Source organism: Cellvibrio sp., from assembly GCF_039207905.1.
In the GTDB taxonomy this organism is placed as follows: Bacteria; Pseudomonadota; Gammaproteobacteria; order Pseudomonadales; family Cellvibrionaceae; genus Cellvibrio.
On sequence record NZ_JBCECX010000015.1, the window covers coordinates 57,981 to 75,049 of the forward strand.

Here is a 17,069-nt window from a genome sequence, read left to right on the forward strand (position 1 = left end):
TTATGTTTAAAAATAATAAAATATCTATTTTGGTATCCCTTTTTTTTGCAGAGAATATTGTTATTTTATTTTTGCTCGGAATAGGGGTTATCAATTTTAACTTTGGGAAAGATGTTGCCGGTGTCTATCGGCTGGATACCTTGCAGGCACAAGATAGCCAGGAGTTTACTCCAATGGAGGGCGTGGAAATTCTCAAAATATTTGCTGACGGATTTTGGATATCGCCTGCATACGAAAAAGACACCAAACGCGTTGTGAGTTTGTCCGGTGGTCGTTATACCTATGACAGCACGCAAAATAATATTGAGGAAGAGGTGCTATTTAATTTAAAAGATTTAAGCAGTATTGGCCTTAAGACTCCTTATAAAATTTATCTAAACGAAACCGGCTTTTATCAATCCGGTATCTACAAGCAACACACTAATGATCCATGGAAAGTGGAAGAGCGCTGGATTAAAGAGTGAGTGTCCAGTCGTGCCTTTGGTAAAAGCGCCGCGTGTTATGGATTCAATACCATATTGAATCCTGCATTATTTCTTTCCATATTCTGATCCTTGCGTAGCTTCTGGATTCTCTCCATTCCCACCTATCAATTACCTCGTTTGTATTCCTTAGTCACACGGGATTCTGCCCGCCTTCGTTTTGCCAGCTGGTATGTCTCTGGGCGGCTCGGGATTGGGTGATATATCCCTCCAGCTTTCCTTGTTTTCCCTATCACTTGTCTTTCTTTTTATTTTTATTGTCATTTTATTTCTTTTTATTTGTGAAATTTATCCCTAATTAAGCAGGTTTTCAATACTTTAATTGAAATTGAAACTTGCTGTATCTTTGTTTGTGCGGTATAAAATGTAAGCGATGTTGAAGGGTGCCCCGAATTACCTGTCGCTGGACTGCAACCTGGCTGGGCTTGGCTAACTATCGAAACTTTCGATTAATAACAATTTTTTAATAAATGAGGGTAAATGTGATGAGAATGCTGAAAGGAGTGTGGGGTATAGCCCTGATGCTGTGTGTGGGGTTGTCGGGTGCGGCGCAAGCCGCCCAGTGGGTAAATACATCGGGCACCACCACCATCAACGGTGCTGAGGTGACTTTGGTGGGCAGTCCGAGTGTTCGTGCAAAAGCGGATATCTTAAATATTCCAGTGGTGGCAGGGCAAAGCTACACCCTTGGGGCACAGATCCGTAGTTCGGTTACCGGTAATTGGACTTATGTCGGTTTGAATAACGGGGGAGCAATTACCGAGCGTGGTTCCAATACTACAACTTATACATCGGTCACCCCGATTACCTTTACCGCTGCGAGTAACACCATTTCGGTTTATGGATCTTTTTGGCAGGGTCAAACCGGAAATGGTTTTGTTAAAGGCGTTACTTTAAATGGTGTGGCGGTAATTGGTAGTACAACTTCCAGTTCTGTAGCTGTGTCTTCTGTTGCATCGAGCCCTGCGTCCAGTGCTGCTGCAAGCAGTATTGCATCAGGTACTTACAGTTGGGTTAGTGCGTCAGGAAATGCTACGGCGAGCGGAGATTTGTTAACACTGACTGCAAATGCTGCTGTTTCTCGCGGCGAGATTCGCAATATTGTTGTAGTGCCTGGCCAGTCATATACCTTGACTGGAAATGTGTACAACTCTGCGGGTGGTTACACCTACATAGGTGTGGTTAATGGATCGCAAAATCTGGAGCGCGGTGGTAATTGGGCTGCTTCAACTGCAGTGACAGCAATGACATTCACTGCACAGGGAAACACTGTCACTGTGTATGGTTCATTCTGGACCGGACAAACCGGCAAAGGTTATGCGCACAACGTTAAATTAAATGGTGTTGCATTAATTGGTGGCGGTGGGGCTGCCTCATCAACACCTTCATCAAGCGCATCGAGCGTGAATGTTTCTTCAAGTGCGGCATCCAGTGTTGCGGCCGGTTCTCCCTGTGCAGGAACTTATATCCTGTGTGATGATTTTAATGGTGCGTCCATCAATGCCAATATCTGGAAAGTGGGTAACACCAATATCGCAAACCAATATCCGGTTCGCCCTGCCAATATTGCGCTGACTACTGTGAATGATAACGGCACCACCATTACGGTTGTGGACAGTATGGCATTTGGTGATGCTCATCCCGGTGGTGTTCGCCAAGGCGGCGTGCTGATCAGTAAAAATAAATTAGCGGGTGGCCGCTATGAAGTGCGCATGAAAAATTTACCTGGACCTTATGGCTGTTCATGCATATGGAATTATTACGATAGCGAAAACGAAGCGAATCCTCCGGCAACTCGTATCTACACTGAAATTGATATCGAAATGCCGTCGCACGAAAAAACCGTAAAACCCTGGAATACCTGGAAGAAAATTTTAGGCTTGAATACCTGGAGCCACACCGACTCGGATGATGATGCAACTTACATAAATCATCCATCAACTACCGTTGATCCATTTGATGGTCAGTTCCACGTTTACCGTTGGGATTGGTATGACGGCGGCAATGGCAACTTACGCATCGATTGGTATGTCGACAATATTTTGCAGGCAACAACAACCCAGCATGTTAGTGATCATCCTGCGGAATTGTGGGTTGGAAACTGGCCCGCACCTTGGGCAGGTATGACCTACAACCACAACGTTGAGCATTTGTACATCGATTGGGTAAGGGTTTCTGCGCTTTGATTTAGTTTGTGTTGTTTGGGCATCCATTAGGATGCCCTTTTTTATTTCAGGAGTATTCAATGAAGTATTTGTATTTGCCGGTGTGTGTTGTTTCAGTTGCTGTATTAACTGCCTGCGGTAGTAGCGGTGGTGGGTCTAGTGGAAAATCCACTGTGTCATCAGCGAGCAGTAAAGTATCTTCCAGTCTGCCAGTTGTCAGTAGCGCTGCTTCCTCAACTTTATCATCAGCAATATCTTCAGCTTCCGTATCATCTGCTACTACAAGTTCGGTTGCAGCGACAGCGGGAACTTGTGTTGGCAATTATATTTTGTGTGATGATTTTGATGGAGCAGCTATCGACACGGCCAAGTGGACTATTGCGAATGAAAATATCGGCAACAAATACCCGATTCGCCCGCAGAATATTGCACTCACGACGGTTGAAGATAAAGGATCTACAATCACTGTGGTTGATAGTATGACGTTTGGCGATTTGCATCCCACACAAAAACGCCAGGGTGGATTGCTAAAAAGTAAAAACCTTATCGGCGGTGGGCGTTATGAAATTCGCATGAAGAATTTGCCGGGGCCTTATGGTTGCTCGTGCTTCTGGATTTATTACGATAGCGATGATCACGCTAATCCGCCCGCTAAACGTATTTATACCGAAATTGATATTGAAATGCCTGCCAATGTAAAGCCTGCGCCAGCTTGGGATACTGCAAAAACAATACTGGGGTTCAATACCTGGAGTCGCACGGAGCGAGATGAGGATGCAACTTATATCAATCATTCATCGACAACTGTTAATCCGTTTGATGGCGAATTCCATGTGTATCGTTTTGATTGGTACGATGGTAAGAATGGCAATGTGCGTATTGATTGGTATGTCGATGATATTTTACAAGCGACTACCACTGAGCATGTAAATGGTGATCCGGCGATCCTTTATGCGGGTGCATGGCCAGCGCCTTGGCCGGTAATGAATTACAACTTCCATACCGAACATTTGTATATTGATTGGATTCGCGTTTCTCCACTGTAAAATAGTTTTCTGGTAAATGCAGCACCGTTAAATTGTTAACGGTGCTTTTTTTTGCTTGAAAAAATCTGACGGTTATTTTGAATGCTGAGTTTATGCTTGATGGATTTTTAATATCTAGCTGGTTGTTTTGCGCGCACAAAAAAGCCCGATAAAAATTATCGGGCAAAGGCTACGAGCATAGGAGAATGCTCACTGGGAAGAAAAATGCCCGACATAATGTCGGGCTAAACAGAGGCGATCACACATTAAAACTTGGCGCGTACACCAAAGGTGTAGAGTGAGCCGGTATCTTCAAAGCTGATAAATTGGTTGGAGTAGCGGCCATATTTATCAACCGTTTCACCGGTTACGTTACTGCCTTCGATGAAGATGGTGACGTTATCGAGAATGTCGTAACTCGCGCTGATATCGACTGAACCGTAAGCACCTACATTTACTGGCTCATTACTTGGGCCGTTGAATACGCGCCCGAGGAATGCGGTACGGTAGTTGTAGGCAACACGCATTTCCCACTTGTCTGCTTGGTAGAATCCGGTCAAGTTTCCGGTATCGCTTACGCCTGGCAGGGCAAAGGTTTCTGCTCCACCTGCGCTACCGAGCGTTGCGTTGCTATCCACCACTGTGTAGTTGCCGGTAAAACCAAAACCATTCTCAAAAATATGAGTCCAGTTAAATTCGGCACCTTCAATGACTGCTGATGGGCCATTGTGCGGGCGACGAACCTGGAATACCTGATATTCAGGATGATCCGCAGGAACTTCAACATTGGTAAATGTTTCCGGTTCACTTCTATCAACAATAAAATCGTCAACATCTTTTCTGAATAATGCCAGTGCGACCAAGCTTGCATCGTTGTAATAATATTCAAACGATACGTCGATATTGGTTGATAAAAATGGCTTCAACTCCGGGTTAGTGCCGGTGGCAACGCGCGTACCTTTGGTGGTAGTGCCGTAAATTAATTGCGGTGCAAGTGATGTTAATGTTGCGCGAGTTAATGTTTGGCTGGCGGCGGCGCGAATCATAAAATCATCGGTCACGGTAAGCTTGGCATTAATCGATGGTAGCCAGTTGTCATATTTGTTTTGCATGGCAACAGGTGAACCGGCTTCGTCGCTGTAATTTTTTACCAGATTGGGCGATTCTGGTTCACCCGGCAAAGTACTTTCAGGCTCAAGGCTGACTAACACTTGTGATGTGCCGGATGAGGTCAGTTCGGTTGAGGTGTAGCGAACTCCAGCAGAAATGGACAGTGGCATATCATAAATTTCGGTATCTTTTACTGCTTCAATATACGCCGATGAAACATCTTCCTGAATCTCAAATGAGTTACCACTCTTCACTGCATTCCAGCTGCTGCCGTTGGCAATAAATGCTGCTTTGGTGGCAATACCGGAGGCGGTATTCGCTTTGTCGCGGCCATCAATATTGTTTGCCATCCAATTGCGATAAGCGACTGGATCAATTTTATAAACATCACCATTCAAGTTGCCAAACACATTGCCGGGATTAATTACACCATCAACAATGCTTTCATAATCGATAACTTGTTTTTCCGCATTTTTTTGATACATGCGTTTGATAAGGTTGGGGGTATCCCAGTATTCGTTGGTCTTTTTAGCTTCGGTATAGTTCGCACCAAAATTCACCTTGGTTAATGCAAAATCTGTTGGCTCCCAAGTGAAATCAACTTTGGCTTCGGTGTTGTCTGCTTCAACATAAACTCCGTAATTCGATGTTTGGCGCGCTCTTAATTTGGATTGGTTGGCGTTACCTTCGCTCGGCAAAACTGCGGTGGCATTAGCGTATTCTATTGAAGGAATGCCACCGTTTGAGGTAACCAGAATGCCTGGCTGATCAAGGATTTCAAGTGTGTAAACCCGATCAAGACCTTTGTTGTCCATGATCGATGATGATTGCGATAAATCGGCAATCATCGACAGGCTATCGCTGATTTGCCAGTTAGCATTAAAGCCGCCAATTAATGTTTCGGTAGGGCGCTCTTTCGTTTCAAGTGCGTGTGCATAGCCGGAAATATTGTAGCCTGCGTCATAACCGTGGTTGATGGTGGTATAAAAACCATTGCCATCCACTTTATTTAATGGCGAGAGTGTTGGTGCCCACAAATAGTTGCCGGTGTAATACTGCGATGTTGATGTATCGTACTTGGAATAGATTGCATCAGCAGTCAGCACTAAATTATCGGTCGCTTGCATTTGAATAGCGATGTTTCCGCCGATTCTTTCGCGCTCTTCATAAGTGATACCGCGATTAATTTCCTGCAATCTGAACGTGTCTTCTTCAATACTATCGCCGGAATAAGCGTAACCACCATCCCAGCCGAGTGAAGGTTCAATAAATTCGAGGAAAGGTTCTTCTTCAGTATTGGAGATGTGGCTATTGCTTACGCTGTATTTTGCTGCTGATCTTTTTTGGTAAGTCAGCGAGCCTAAAATACCCCACTTTTTATCGTTAAACGTATTGCTAACAATCAGTGAGCCCTGCGGGCTGGTGTCTTCACTATTTTCTTCGTAAATTCCTTTAACGCTACCCGCAACATGCAATCCATTAAAATCAAATGGCCGCGCAGTGACAACATTCACCAGGCCGCCGAGGCCGCCCTCTTTTAGTGTTGCGTTGGATGATTTGAAAACGTCTACCTTGCTGATGAGTTCAGAGGCAAGTGTGTCAAAACTAAATGCGCGCTCTTCGTTTTCGGTTGCAACGCTGCGGCCATTTACCAGTACTTGCGTAAAGTCGGGGCCAAGGCCGCGAATACTCACGTAACGTCCTTCACCACCGGCGCGATCAATCGCAACACCGGGTACGCGCTGCAGGGAGTCGGCAATATTGTTATCGGGAAACTTACCAAGGTCTTCTGCGGCAATGCTGTCGGACACCAGATTCGAGTTTTTCTTGATGTCGATACTGCGGGTCAAGCTGCCAGCGATACCCGTTATCACCACTTCTTCGATACCGCTGGCGTCAGTTTGGGCTGTTGCTGTACCTGCCATTCCCATGCTGGCAATCGCAGCGCAAACGGCGATTGATAGTTGAGTCTTTGTAAACATTATTCGCTCCTCCACGGATTGACCTTGTTATTGCAGGTTTTCGCCCTGCAGTTTCTTTGTTTTGTATAAAAATCGCTAGAAAACTAAAAAACAAGCCTTAAAAATCTACTTTTACCAAGTTTGGTTCGAAATTTAAGCGTTTAGTGGTATTAATTTATAAATCAAAAGATATTGAAAGGCAATAATATTTGTTTTTGTTGCATTGAGTTGCCCGTTAAAGGCGATTTTTAACTCGATTTGTCACTTAAAGTATCAAAATGGCAAATTAAAAAAAGATTTGAAAAGTTTCGATATATTTATGTATGATTAAAAAAAGCGAAATTGAGTGGGTTTTAGTCAATTGAGCGTTTCATACGTAAAGAGGAATATGCAGATGAATGAGATTTTCGAGATAGTCGCGGCCAACAGGGCTAACAACAAAGGGGGTATTTATTCTGTTTGTTGTGCGCAACCTCTTGTTGTGGAAGCTGCTATTGAGCAGGCCAAGGCAGATGGTACTTATGTACTGATTGAAGCTACTGCCAATCAGGTGAACCAATTTGGTGGTTACACCGGAATGCGCCCCGCCGACTATATGGAATTCATCGGCAAGATTGCTGACAAGGCCGGTTTTCCGCGCAACAGGATCATTCCCGGCGGCGATCACCTCGGCCCAGTATGTTGGGTTGCTGAAGGTTCTGTTGCTGCACTCGAAAAAGCAAAAGAGTTGGTTAGCGTCTATGTTAAAAGTGGTTTCAAGAAAATCCATTTGGACGCAAGCATGAGTTGTTCGGATGATCCGGTAGCACTGTCGGATGAAACCGTGGCTGAGCGTGCAGCAATGTTATGTGCAGCAGCAGAGTCAGCCGCCCGCGATACTTTTGGTAAATCGGATGTTGTTTACATTATTGGAACCGAAGTGCCGCCACCGGGTGGTGCAGCAGAATTGATTCATGATTTGGAGCTGACATCGGTTGAGCGCGTGGCGCAAACCATGGAATGCCACAAGGCTGCGTTTGAGCGTTACGGATTGCAAGATGCCTGGTCGCGGGTGGTGGGCTTAGTGGTGCAGCCGGGCGTTGAGTTTGATCACACCAACGTAGTTGATTACAACGCGGGCCGCGCGGTCGCGCTCAGCCAGTGCATAAAACAATATCCCAATATTGTGTTCGAGGCGCACTCAACTGACTATCAAGTCCATTCATCTTACGCGCAGTTGGTTGCCGATCACTTTGCGATTTTAAAAGTCGGGCCACAACTGACTTATGCAATGCGCGAGGCACTGTTTGCGTTGTCTTATATAGAAGAGCAGTTGTTACCCAAAGACCAGTTGTCATTTTTGCGCGATATTCTCGAAGACGAGATGCAAGAAAAATCGGTGTATTGGAAAAAGTTTTACGTGGTTCCGCCATTAAAAGAAACGCTTTATCGCCAATACAGTTACAGCGACCGTATCCGTTACTACTGGAATAGTCCGCGTGTTGAAGGGGCAGTGCAAAAGCTGCTGGATAATTTAAAGCGCATTGAAATACCGCTGCCACTCATTAGTCAGTTTATGCCAGTGCAATACGATGCGGTGCGCAATAAACAAATCCAGGCTGATCCTGAATCATTGGTCAAACACAAAATTATGCAAGTCACTAAAGTGTATTCAGACGCTTGCGCTAAATAGAAATATTACATAGGTAATACCGGTTATGCTTAACTACTTAAACTACAGCGAAAGCGCATTAAAAGAAAAAGGCGCATTCTGGACTGCAAAAGAAATTACCCAGCAACCTGACGCCTGGTTGGAAACAAGTAAAATTGTTGATGCCAACAACGAACAATTATCCGCTTGGTTAAAACCATTATTGGCAAAAAATAATCTGCGCATTATTTTAACCGGCGCAGGTACCTCTGCTTATATTGGCGATACCCTGGCTCCACACCTCACCAAAGAAAATAAGCGCCAGTTTGAATCAATTAGTACCACCAATATTGTTTCAAATCCGGATCTTTATCTTGTTAAAGAAATACCTACGTTAATGGTTTCTTACGGTAGATCGGGTAGTAGTCCGGAAAGTATTGCGACTATTGATCTGGCGAACCAAATTATCGATGAGTGTTACCACCTCATTATTACCTGCAATCCTGAAGGCGTGTTGTCATTGCGCTGCGCACAAGAAGCCAATGCATTTGTACTGTTAATGCCGTTGCGTACTCATGATCAAAGCTTTGCCATGACTAGCAGTTTCTCTTCAATGTATGTGGCGACCTTGTGTGTATTTGCACCGGCTGCCCAACAACTGGAAGAAGTGGCCAGAATTGCAAAACACTTGCTGACGGATCACGTTACTGAAATCCAGCGGCAGGCAACATCTTCAGTATCCCGATTAATTTTCCTCGGCTCTGGTTGCTTGAAAGGTATTGCGCAAGAGGCATCGCTGAAATGCTTGGAGCTGACTTCGGGGCAGGTGCCAAGCTTCTTTGAATCGCCATTGGGTTTCAGGCACGGCCCTAAAACATTGGTGAATGAAGATACTGAAATTATTATTTTTATGTCGCAAGCGGGTTACACCTCCGGCTACGAAAAAGATTTATTGGTCGAGCTGAATGCAAACAATAAGGCGCGCAATTTATTGGCGTTGGATATTGAAGCATTGGGTGGTCGTGCCTCTCTCTCCGATGTGTGGGCCGGTCTGCCTTATGTGGTTTATTGCCAAATGATGGCGTTTTACAAATCAGTTAATTTGGGAATATCACCGGATAATCCTTCACCCAGTGGTGAAGTAAACCGCGTGGTGAAAGGTGTAAATATTTATCCATTTGTAAAAGACAGTTCGGCGGCGTAATAGGGGCTGATTATGATCTATGGGCTCGATGTTGGCGGCACTAAAACCGAAATCGCCATTTTTGATCGCAACTTGAATAAAGTGGATAGTTGGCGAATCGCTACCCCAAAACTTAACTACCCACTTTTTTTATCTGCACTTACCGACATGGTATTGGAAGCAGATAGAAAGTTTGATGTGGTTGGGTCGCTTGGCGTTGGCATGGTGGGAGTGATCGACAGCATGGGTCGATCATTGTCGGCCAATGTGCCTTGCGCCAACGGAAAACTGATTGCTGATGATCTCACCAAATTATTGCAGCGTCCGGTTGCCATCTCCAATGACACTCGCTGCTTCGCACTTTCTGAAGCAGCGGGTGGTGCTGGCGAAGGTTATGCGCGAATGTTTGGTGCCATTATCGGTACAGGCGCCGCCGGAGGTTTGTGTGTTAACGGCGAGCTTTATAAAAGCGCAAATGGTATTGCTGGCGAATACGGTCATCATCCTATTGGTGCGCACATCCAGCAAAAATACAAACTTCCTATTTTGTCTTGTGGCTGTGGTTTGGTTGGGTGTTTGGAGAAATATATCTCCGGTCCTGGTCTTGCGTATTTGTACGGTTTTTTTTCTGAAAAAGAAAATGCAACTGCGCATGAATGTATTGAGGCTTACCGTAAAAAAGAGCCGATCGCGATTAAAGCTTTCTCTTGCTACATGGATATTTTAGGCAGCAGTTTTGCGTCATTGGTAATGGATTACGACCCGGATGTCATTGTGATTGGTGGTGGCATCTCGCAATTGGATGAGGTGCTGTTAACCCTGCCTTCGGCTATTCGGCCGCATTTATTTCGCGGCGTAAATATTCCCGTTATTGTGCGTGCAAAATTTGGTGACTCCAGCGGTGTACGTGGTGCGGCAATTTTGGGGAGTCAGCTATGCAATTAATTGATGCTTATTATTTGTCTGCAAGAAGTGTGTATCTGGAAGACAAAATAAAAAAGAATGCTTTTATTCTTGTGAAGAACGGAAAAATTGCCGGCATTCACGATCAGCCCCAAATAGACATCAGAATATTGGAGCTGGGGAACTATAAAGTATTGCCCGGCTTAATTGATTTGCATATTCACGGTCGCGATGGTTGCGATGTGATGGATGCAAAAATGTCCTCACTTGAAACTATTTCTTCATCGCTTGCGCGCTATGGCATTGTTGGATTTTTAGCGACTACGGTAACATCTTCGTGGGAAAAAAGCCTTGCTGCATTTTCGGTGATTGGCGAGGCAGCGGGAAAACAAATGCCCGGAGCGCAAGTGTTGGGCGCCTATAACGAAGGGTTATTTTTTTCCAATGAGCACAAAGGTGCGCATAACGAACAATTCTTTTTGACTCTAACCAAAGAGCGAATCGACCAAATAGTCAGTGCCTCAAATGGCTCCCTGAAAGTTCTCGCTATGGCACCGGAAGTAGATGGTGCTGCTGATTTAATTCCCTATCTGAAATCCCTCGGTGTACGCGTCATGCTCGGCCACACCAATGCCAATTGGGCGCAAACCTGTTGTGCACTGGATGCTGGTGCCAGTGGCGGTGTGCATGTGTTTAACGGTATGAGTGGTATCCATCATCGCGACCCTGGTTGTGCGGGGGCGGTATTGCTGAATGATGATGCATTTGTTGAGGTTATCGCCGATGGTGTCCATCTGCATCCTGCAATTCTTAGAATGATTTATCGTCTGAAGGATTCAAAAAAAATCACCCTGATCAGCGACTGCATTAATGCCGGTGGATTGAATGACGGTATTTATCGGTTGGGTGAGCTGGATGTAAAAGTGGAGCAGGGCGTTGCCAGAACATTAAAAGGCTCGCTGGCAGGTAGCACCTTAACACTCAATCGTGCGATAGAAAATTTCGTCAATTTGGCCGGCATTTCGGAAGTAGATGCGATCAATATGGCCAGTCTTGTCCCAGCTAAATTCCTCGGTCTTGCGGATAGTCTCGGCAGTATTGCAGTTAACAAGCGTGCTTGTTTTGCGATTGCAGATGAAACCGGTGATGTGCAGGCCACTATTCTGGATGGCAATTTAGTGTTCAGTAAAAGCGAAACAATCTCAGCATTTTTTTGAGGTTTTTAGCCAATTCGGATTTGCACTGAATGTACAGTCGAAAAAGAAAAACACAGCAGAAAGCGAAATAACTATGAATGATTATTCCTATAAAAATTCAACACTCATTCCCATGGCTATTATCGGAATGCTGTTTTTTATCTTCGGGTTTGTTACCTGGTTAAACGGAAGCCTGATTCCTCTGTTGGAAGTCGTGTGCGAGCTCAACAGTTTTGAAGCTTTATTTGTAACCTTCGCGTTTTATGCCGCCTATACGATTATGGCAATTCCTTCATCGTTGGTGTTGATGAAAATTGGCTACAAAAATGGCATGGCAGCGGGGTTGGGAATAATGGCGCTGGGTGCGCTTATTTTTATCCCTGCTGCGAAGTTAGCCACCTTTTCGATATTTTTAATTGGCTTGTTTGTGTTGGGTGCAGGTTTAACTTTATTGCAAACAGCGGCAAATCCTTATGTGGTTTGTATCGGCCCGCAAAATAGTGCAGCGGTACGCGTCAGTATCATGGGGGTAATAAATAAAAGTGCAGGTGTTATTGCGCCGATTGTATTCACTGCCTATGTACTGACGGGAATGGATCAATACACCAAAGAGTCGCTAGCATTGTTGAATGAAGAAGCTCGGCAGGCGCAATTAACCGCCTTATCGCAACGATTGGTTTCTCCTTATATAGGACTGGCCGTTACGCTATTTATTTTGATGCTGTTCATTAAAGTTTCACCTTTGCCAGAACTTGAGTGTGATGGCGATAAACAGGAAGGTGAAAAATTAAAACTGTCTGGTATTTTAAAATACCCGCACACTATTTTAGGTGCATTGGCTTTATTTATGGGTGTCGGAGTAGAGGTGATTGCTGGCGATACTATTGGCTTGTATGGAAAAGAGCTAGGGCTGGCACACTTCGGTATGCTCACCTCCTACACTATGGCGTTTATGGTGCTGGGTTATATTGCAGGCATTTTGTTAATCCCACGTTACGTAAAGCAAGAATCTGCGCTCGCCATTTCTGCATTGTTGGGAATTCTATTCACCTGCGGAATTGTTTTTAGTTCTCCGCAAGATGCAACTCTCTCGCATATCTTCTTATCCTGGTTAGGCATTCCGGTTATTCCTAATTCAATATTTTTTCTTGCGCTGCTGGGTATGGCTAATGCATTGGTGTGGCCAGCAATTTGGCCGCTGGCGCTTAACGGTTTAGGGCGATACACCGGCATCGGCTCTGCTTTGCTCATCATGAGTATTGCTGGCGGTGCATTGCTTCCGCTTGTCTTCGGCGGTTTGTCCCACAGTGGCATTAGCCATCAGCACGCCTATATCACGCTTTTCTTCTGTTATCTCGTCATCCTCTTCTATGCGGTTAAGGGTCACAAAATCACTCACTGGTAAATTTTTTATAAAACAATGCTAATTGGAATTTGTTATGAAACTTAGAATCTTGCTATCCATCTTTTTTTCACTGCTCTTGCTAACCAGTTGCACCGACAAGCAACCGGAAGGTCCGTTAAACCAAAAGCCTAATGTGCTTCCTGCGCTTAAAGAATGGCAGGCGAAGAGTGGTTATTTTACTTTAACCGATAAAACAACGATTTCTGCCGCAGAAAAAATCCCGTCAGTAAGCCTTTTCTTGCAAGATCTGAAATTGATGAGTGGAAAAGGCTACTCGTTTGCTGAAGGTAAAAATGCGGGCGATATTTCTTTCTCCTATTCAAAAGAGGGAGGTTATGGTGAGGATGGTTATTCAATATCCATCGCCGACAAAGTGGAGGTTCTTGCGGGGACAGAAAAAGGCATTTTTAACGCGACCCAAACCTTGCTGCAAATCCTTAAACAAGAGCCTGGGCAAAGCCGCTTACCAAGAGGTGTTATAAAAGATAATCCTATCCTGACTGAGCGTGCATTTATGATGGATGTGGGTAGACGGTATTACGAAGTTCCTTATCTAAAACAGGTTATTCGTAATATGGCGTGGCAGAAACTCAATGTGTTGCATTTGCACTTCACGGATTGGTCTGGCTTCAGATTAAAGAGCGACAAGTTTCCTACTCTTGCATCGGAGCAGGCTTATTCAAAACAAGATATTCGTGATCTGCAGGATTACGCCAAGCAATATCAGATTATGATTGTGCCTGAGATAGATTTGCCTGCGCACGCTACCCACATTATTAAATGGAATCCGGATTTGGCATTTAGCTGTGAATCCATGCGCAACACTATTGGCAATAATTGGTTGCCGCAGGATTTAAATCCACAAAATCCCGGTTGGATTCTGGATGTCAGCAAACCGCAAACGAAACAGTTTATTAAAGAATTGTTTGATGAATTTATTCCATTATTCGACGGCCCTTATTTCCATGTGGGTGGTGACGAGTGGCAGTACGATAAACAAAAAATGGAATGCCCGGAGTTGGTTGCCGCAACCAAAGCATTGGGCTACCAATACCCGGGTGATGTTTTTGTTGCCTGGATTAACGAAGTCAATGCGCAAGTAAAGTCTTACGGTAAAACTACCCAAATCTGGAGCTGGTGGAATTTTTCTCCCAGCGCTGAGAAGCAAAATGTTACTTCAATTTCACCGGACAAAGATGTTGTAGTGAATGTCTGGAACAAAGAAACCCAAGGCATTATTTTGCAAGAGGGTTACAACATTATCTCGACATTTGAAGATGGACCGGAAGCGCTTTACATTACTCCCGGCTTAAACGGAAAGGCTCCCGGTGATTATGGTTATTTTGATTCAAAATCTATTTATGAAAAATGGCAGCCAGAAACCAGCGCGCAATTTAAAGGTTATAAGGTATGTTTGTGGGCGGATCGCGCGGAGCATCAAGCAGATGGATGGTTTAACCAGTTCTATGAGGTTCCACTCAAAGTGTTTGCAGAAAAAGCCTGGGGTGTAAAAGGTTCAGATACTTTCCCGGCGTTTATTGAAAATACCAATAAGATTGGCGCAGCACCATTTTCGCTGTAAAGATCGAGTAGGTAAAAATAAAAAAACGGCGATATCTATCGCCGTTTTTTTTTGGGATATGAGTTTTCAGATACTGGTTGTATTAATCGCGTTTAACCAAAAGCACCTTGATTCCCTGTTGGGTTAAGGTTCTGAGATGTTCTTTGTTAATGCCATCGTCAGTGACAACGGTATTAATTTTGGATAGCGGTCTGATTAAATGCAGGCTGTGACGGGTAAATTTGGATGAATCAGTCACTGCAATTACTTCCGCTGCCGACTCGCACATTAAACGGTTCAAACAGGCTTCGGGTTCAAAATAGGTCGTGATCCCGCCGTTAATATCAAATCCATCTACGCCAATAATCGCTTTGTTGAAGCGCAAATTATTCAGGCTTTCTTCGGCTTGTCTGCCGTAAAACGATTGCGACTTGCGACGAAGTTTGCCGCCGGTAAGCAGTACTTCAATATCTTCGGTTTTGGAAAGCTCTAACGCAATATTCAATCCGTTAGTCATTACCACCAGGTTTTTATGGTTCGATAAGCAGTGGGCAACTTCCAGGGTTGTGGTTCCCGAATCGAGAATAATAGAGTCGCCATCCGATACTAATTCAGCGACCATTTTCCCCAAGCGCTGTTTTACCAAAATGTTTTCACCGCTTTTTTCCCTGACGGAAAGTTCTTGCGTTAAACGATCATTTTTTAAAGCACCACCGCGCGATTGAACAATCAAGCCTCTGTTGTGCAGCTCTCTTATGTCATTGCGGATAGTCACTGCAGATACACCGTATTCTGCGCAAAGCTCATTGATAGATACCTGACCTCGATCCTGGGTCAGGTTCACGATTTCCAATCGTCTTTGCGCAGTGCTAATCATATTAGGCCTTTAAAAAGTGACTATAAAACAAACCTCGATTTTATATTTAAACCTTTAACTTGTACAATTATCTTTTGTTTTGGCCAAAATATGCTGCAATTGAAAGGGCGTGAGTGGGATAAGAAAGACTTTGCTTTCATTTTGTATTTGATGAAGTGCTAACTGCATTCTATAAATAATCATCTGCTGGATAACCAAAAGCCGAAAAAAGCGTGGGAGATGTGCGTGGTGACGCAAAGAAATTATTGGTTCTTTATCCTGATTGCAGCGGCGATTCTTATGATCACCATGGGCGCGCGACAATCCCTGGGATTGTTTATGTACCCGCTCAACGTCCACACCGGTCTCGGCATCGCCACAATCAGTTTTGCTATGGCAGTAGGGCAGTTGGTTTGGGGCGCGGTACAACCGGTGTTCGGTGCAGTGGCTGACCGCTGGGGGCCGGGTCGCGTTATTGTGTTCGGCGCATTTTTATTAGCGGCAGGTTGTGTGCTCACCACGCAAGTCACCAGCGAATTCGGTTTAATTTTAGCGATTGGAATCATGAGTGCTGCAGGTGCAGGCGCTGGCAGTTTTTCCGTATTGATTGGCGCAACCTCACAACACATTCCCGCACAGCGCCGCTCATTTGCCGGTGGTGTTATTAACGCGGGCGGCAGTATGGGGCAATTTATTTTTGCACCACTCAATCAAGCAGTAATGTCGGTATTTGGTTGGATGCAAGCCATGTGGATGATGGCGGTATTTGCACTCACCACCGCTCCTATGGCGTGGTGGTTGCGTGGGCGACCACAACCAAAAACTGTAATTGCAGTTGAACAAATGTCATTGCGGCAGCAATTAAAAATTGCATCACGTGATCGCAGTTATTGGTGTTTACAAGCAGGTTTTTTTACCTGCGGCTTTCACATCGCCTTTTTAGTAACGCATTTACCGAACGAAGTAAATTTGTGTGGCTTGAGTGTTACTGTTGCATCTGCTTCGTTAGCTATTATCGGTTTGGCAAATATATTCGGCAGTCTCGCCGCCGGCGCACTTGGCTCACGCGTGCGCATGAAAATGATCCTCTTTTGGATGTACGCTTCACGCACCATCGCCATTCTCATTTATCTCGCCGCACCTAAAGAACCTTGGACGTTTTATATTTTTGCCGCCGTACTCGGCGCAACCTGGCTAGCCACAGTCCCACCCACCGCCGGATTAATCGGCAAACTCTTCGGCGTCCGCTACCTCGCCACACTCTTCGGCTTCACCTTGCTCAGCCACCAAATCGGCGGCTTCCTCGGCGCATGGCTCGGTGGTATCGCGGTTACATCTACCGGTAATTATTTATGGATGTGGTGGGCGGATGCAGCGTTAGCACTCGCTGCTGCGTTAGTGAATTTGCCGATTAGGGAGGAGAAGGTAGTTGTGCAGGTGGCATCTTGATACTTGCGATGAAGATCTTCAAAAATCTGATCATTTTTGAGAGATTAAGTATTTACCCTTAGCGGTTAGGCGATATCTCTGCAAACGACTATTCGGTTTATCTGGAATCGTCATTTCAATTAAGTCTGAATTCACATTCATTT

The 17,069-nt window shown here is 44.8% G+C and carries 13 protein-coding genes; 10 read left to right on the plus strand and 3 right to left on the minus strand.

Annotated elements, in window-relative coordinates; genetic code table 11:
• The first annotated feature begins 2 nt into the window (after window positions 1-2).
• The 3 genes from AAGC78_RS10980 (at window position 3) to AAGC78_RS10990 (ending at window position 3,693) form a co-directional block, all read left to right on the plus strand.
• The gene (locus AAGC78_RS10980; RefSeq protein WP_435784124.1) at window positions 3-464 is read left to right on the plus strand and encodes a hypothetical protein; all 462 of its coding nucleotides are present in this window, start codon (window positions 3-5) and stop codon (window positions 462-464) included.
• A gap of 503 nt (window positions 465-967) precedes the next feature.
• Window positions 968-2,668: a hypothetical protein gene (locus AAGC78_RS10985; RefSeq protein WP_435784125.1), complete on the plus strand. Its 1,701-nt coding sequence runs from the start codon at window positions 968-970 to the stop codon at window positions 2,666-2,668.
• A gap of 59 nt (window positions 2,669-2,727) precedes the next feature.
• A complete protein-coding gene (locus AAGC78_RS10990; protein ID WP_435784126.1) occupies window positions 2,728-3,693 on the plus strand; it encodes a glycoside hydrolase family 16 protein in 966 nt (321 codons plus the stop codon).
• A 245-nt stretch (window positions 3,694-3,938) separates the two neighbouring features.
• On the opposite strand, the gene AAGC78_RS10995 is transcribed toward AAGC78_RS10990, so the two are convergent.
• Complete coding sequence (locus AAGC78_RS10995; RefSeq protein ID WP_435784127.1) at window positions 3,939-6,764, minus strand: TonB-dependent receptor; 2,826 nt, start codon at window positions 6,762-6,764, stop codon at window positions 3,939-3,941.
• A gap of 373 nt (window positions 6,765-7,137) precedes the next feature.
• On the opposite strand from AAGC78_RS10995, the gene AAGC78_RS11000 reads away from it, so the two are divergent.
• From AAGC78_RS11000 to AAGC78_RS11025, 6 genes are all read left to right on the plus strand, one after another.
• A complete protein-coding gene (locus AAGC78_RS11000) occupies window positions 7,138-8,415 on the plus strand; it encodes a D-tagatose-bisphosphate aldolase, class II, non-catalytic subunit (protein ID WP_435784128.1) in 1,278 nt (425 codons plus the stop codon).
• Between the two features lie 25 nt (window positions 8,416-8,440).
• Window positions 8,441-9,577 carry an SIS domain-containing protein gene (locus tag AAGC78_RS11005; RefSeq protein WP_435784129.1) on the plus strand — a complete coding sequence of 379 codons (1,137 nt, stop codon included), beginning with the start codon at window positions 8,441-8,443 and terminating at the stop codon, window positions 9,575-9,577.
• Between the two features lie 12 nt (window positions 9,578-9,589).
• Window positions 9,590-10,501, plus strand: a complete 912-nt coding sequence (locus AAGC78_RS11010; RefSeq protein ID WP_435784130.1) for an ROK family protein — start codon at window positions 9,590-9,592, stop codon at window positions 10,499-10,501.
• Window positions 10,492-11,676, plus strand: coding sequence for an N-acetylglucosamine-6-phosphate deacetylase (gene nagA / locus AAGC78_RS11015; RefSeq protein WP_435784131.1), 1,185 nt, complete (start codon window positions 10,492-10,494; stop codon window positions 11,674-11,676). Before AAGC78_RS11010 ends, nagA begins: the two co-directional genes overlap by 10 nt.
• A 73-nt stretch (window positions 11,677-11,749) precedes the next feature.
• Entirely contained in the window at window positions 11,750-13,060 is a 1,311-nt protein-coding gene (locus tag AAGC78_RS11020) for a sugar MFS transporter (protein ID WP_435784132.1), read from the plus strand.
• 34 nt (window positions 13,061-13,094) lie between these two features.
• A complete protein-coding gene (locus AAGC78_RS11025) occupies window positions 13,095-14,642 on the plus strand; it encodes a family 20 glycosylhydrolase (RefSeq protein WP_435784133.1) in 1,548 nt (515 codons plus the stop codon).
• 82 nt (window positions 14,643-14,724) lie between these two features.
• Here the strand turns inward: AAGC78_RS11025 and agaR are convergent, their stop codons facing one another.
• Window positions 14,725-15,498, minus strand: coding sequence for a transcriptional repressor AgaR (agaR, locus tag AAGC78_RS11030; RefSeq protein ID WP_435784134.1), 774 nt, complete (start codon window positions 15,496-15,498; stop codon window positions 14,725-14,727).
• Window positions 15,499-15,723: 225 nt separating this feature from the next.
• Here agaR and AAGC78_RS11035 point away from each other — a divergent pair, with 225 nt between their 5' ends.
• Window positions 15,724-16,926 carry an MFS transporter gene (locus AAGC78_RS11035; RefSeq protein WP_435784135.1) on the plus strand — a complete coding sequence of 401 codons (1,203 nt, stop codon included), beginning with the start codon at window positions 15,724-15,726 and terminating at the stop codon, window positions 16,924-16,926.
• Window positions 16,927-16,956: 30 nt separating this feature from the next.
• Here AAGC78_RS11035 and AAGC78_RS11040 read toward each other — a convergent pair whose 3' ends face one another.
• On the minus strand, window positions 16,957-17,067 hold the full coding sequence (locus AAGC78_RS11040; RefSeq protein ID WP_435784136.1) for a Fic family protein: 111 nt from the start codon (window positions 17,065-17,067) through the stop codon (window positions 16,957-16,959).
• Between the last annotated feature and the right edge of the window lie 2 nt (window positions 17,068-17,069).

Bases quoted from the DNA above. Each gene is read 5' to 3' on its own strand.
- AAGC78_RS10980 (WP_435784124.1), top strand. From the start codon at position 3: ATGTTTAAAAATAATAAAATATCTATTTTGGTATCCCTTTTTTTTGCA.
- AAGC78_RS10985 (WP_435784125.1), top strand. From the start codon at position 968: ATGAGAATGCTGAAAGGAGTGTGGGGTATAGCCCTGATGCTGTGTGTG.
- AAGC78_RS10990 (WP_435784126.1), top strand. From the start codon at position 2,728: ATGAAGTATTTGTATTTGCCGGTGTGTGTTGTTTCAGTTGCTGTATTA.
- AAGC78_RS10995 (WP_435784127.1), bottom strand. From the start codon at position 6,764: ATGTTTACAAAGACTCAACTATCAATCGCCGTTTGCGCTGCGATTGCC.
- AAGC78_RS11000 (WP_435784128.1), top strand. From the start codon at position 7,138: ATGAATGAGATTTTCGAGATAGTCGCGGCCAACAGGGCTAACAACAAA.
- AAGC78_RS11005 (WP_435784129.1), top strand. From the start codon at position 8,441: ATGCTTAACTACTTAAACTACAGCGAAAGCGCATTAAAAGAAAAAGGC.
- AAGC78_RS11010 (WP_435784130.1), top strand. From the start codon at position 9,590: ATGATCTATGGGCTCGATGTTGGCGGCACTAAAACCGAAATCGCCATT.
- nagA (WP_435784131.1), top strand. From the start codon at position 10,492: ATGCAATTAATTGATGCTTATTATTTGTCTGCAAGAAGTGTGTATCTG.
- AAGC78_RS11020 (WP_435784132.1), top strand. From the start codon at position 11,750: ATGAATGATTATTCCTATAAAAATTCAACACTCATTCCCATGGCTATT.
- AAGC78_RS11025 (WP_435784133.1), top strand. From the start codon at position 13,095: ATGAAACTTAGAATCTTGCTATCCATCTTTTTTTCACTGCTCTTGCTA.
- agaR (WP_435784134.1), bottom strand. From the start codon at position 15,498: ATGATTAGCACTGCGCAAAGACGATTGGAAATCGTGAACCTGACCCAG.
- AAGC78_RS11040 (WP_435784136.1), bottom strand. From the start codon at position 17,067: ATGAATGTGAATTCAGACTTAATTGAAATGACGATTCCAGATAAACCG.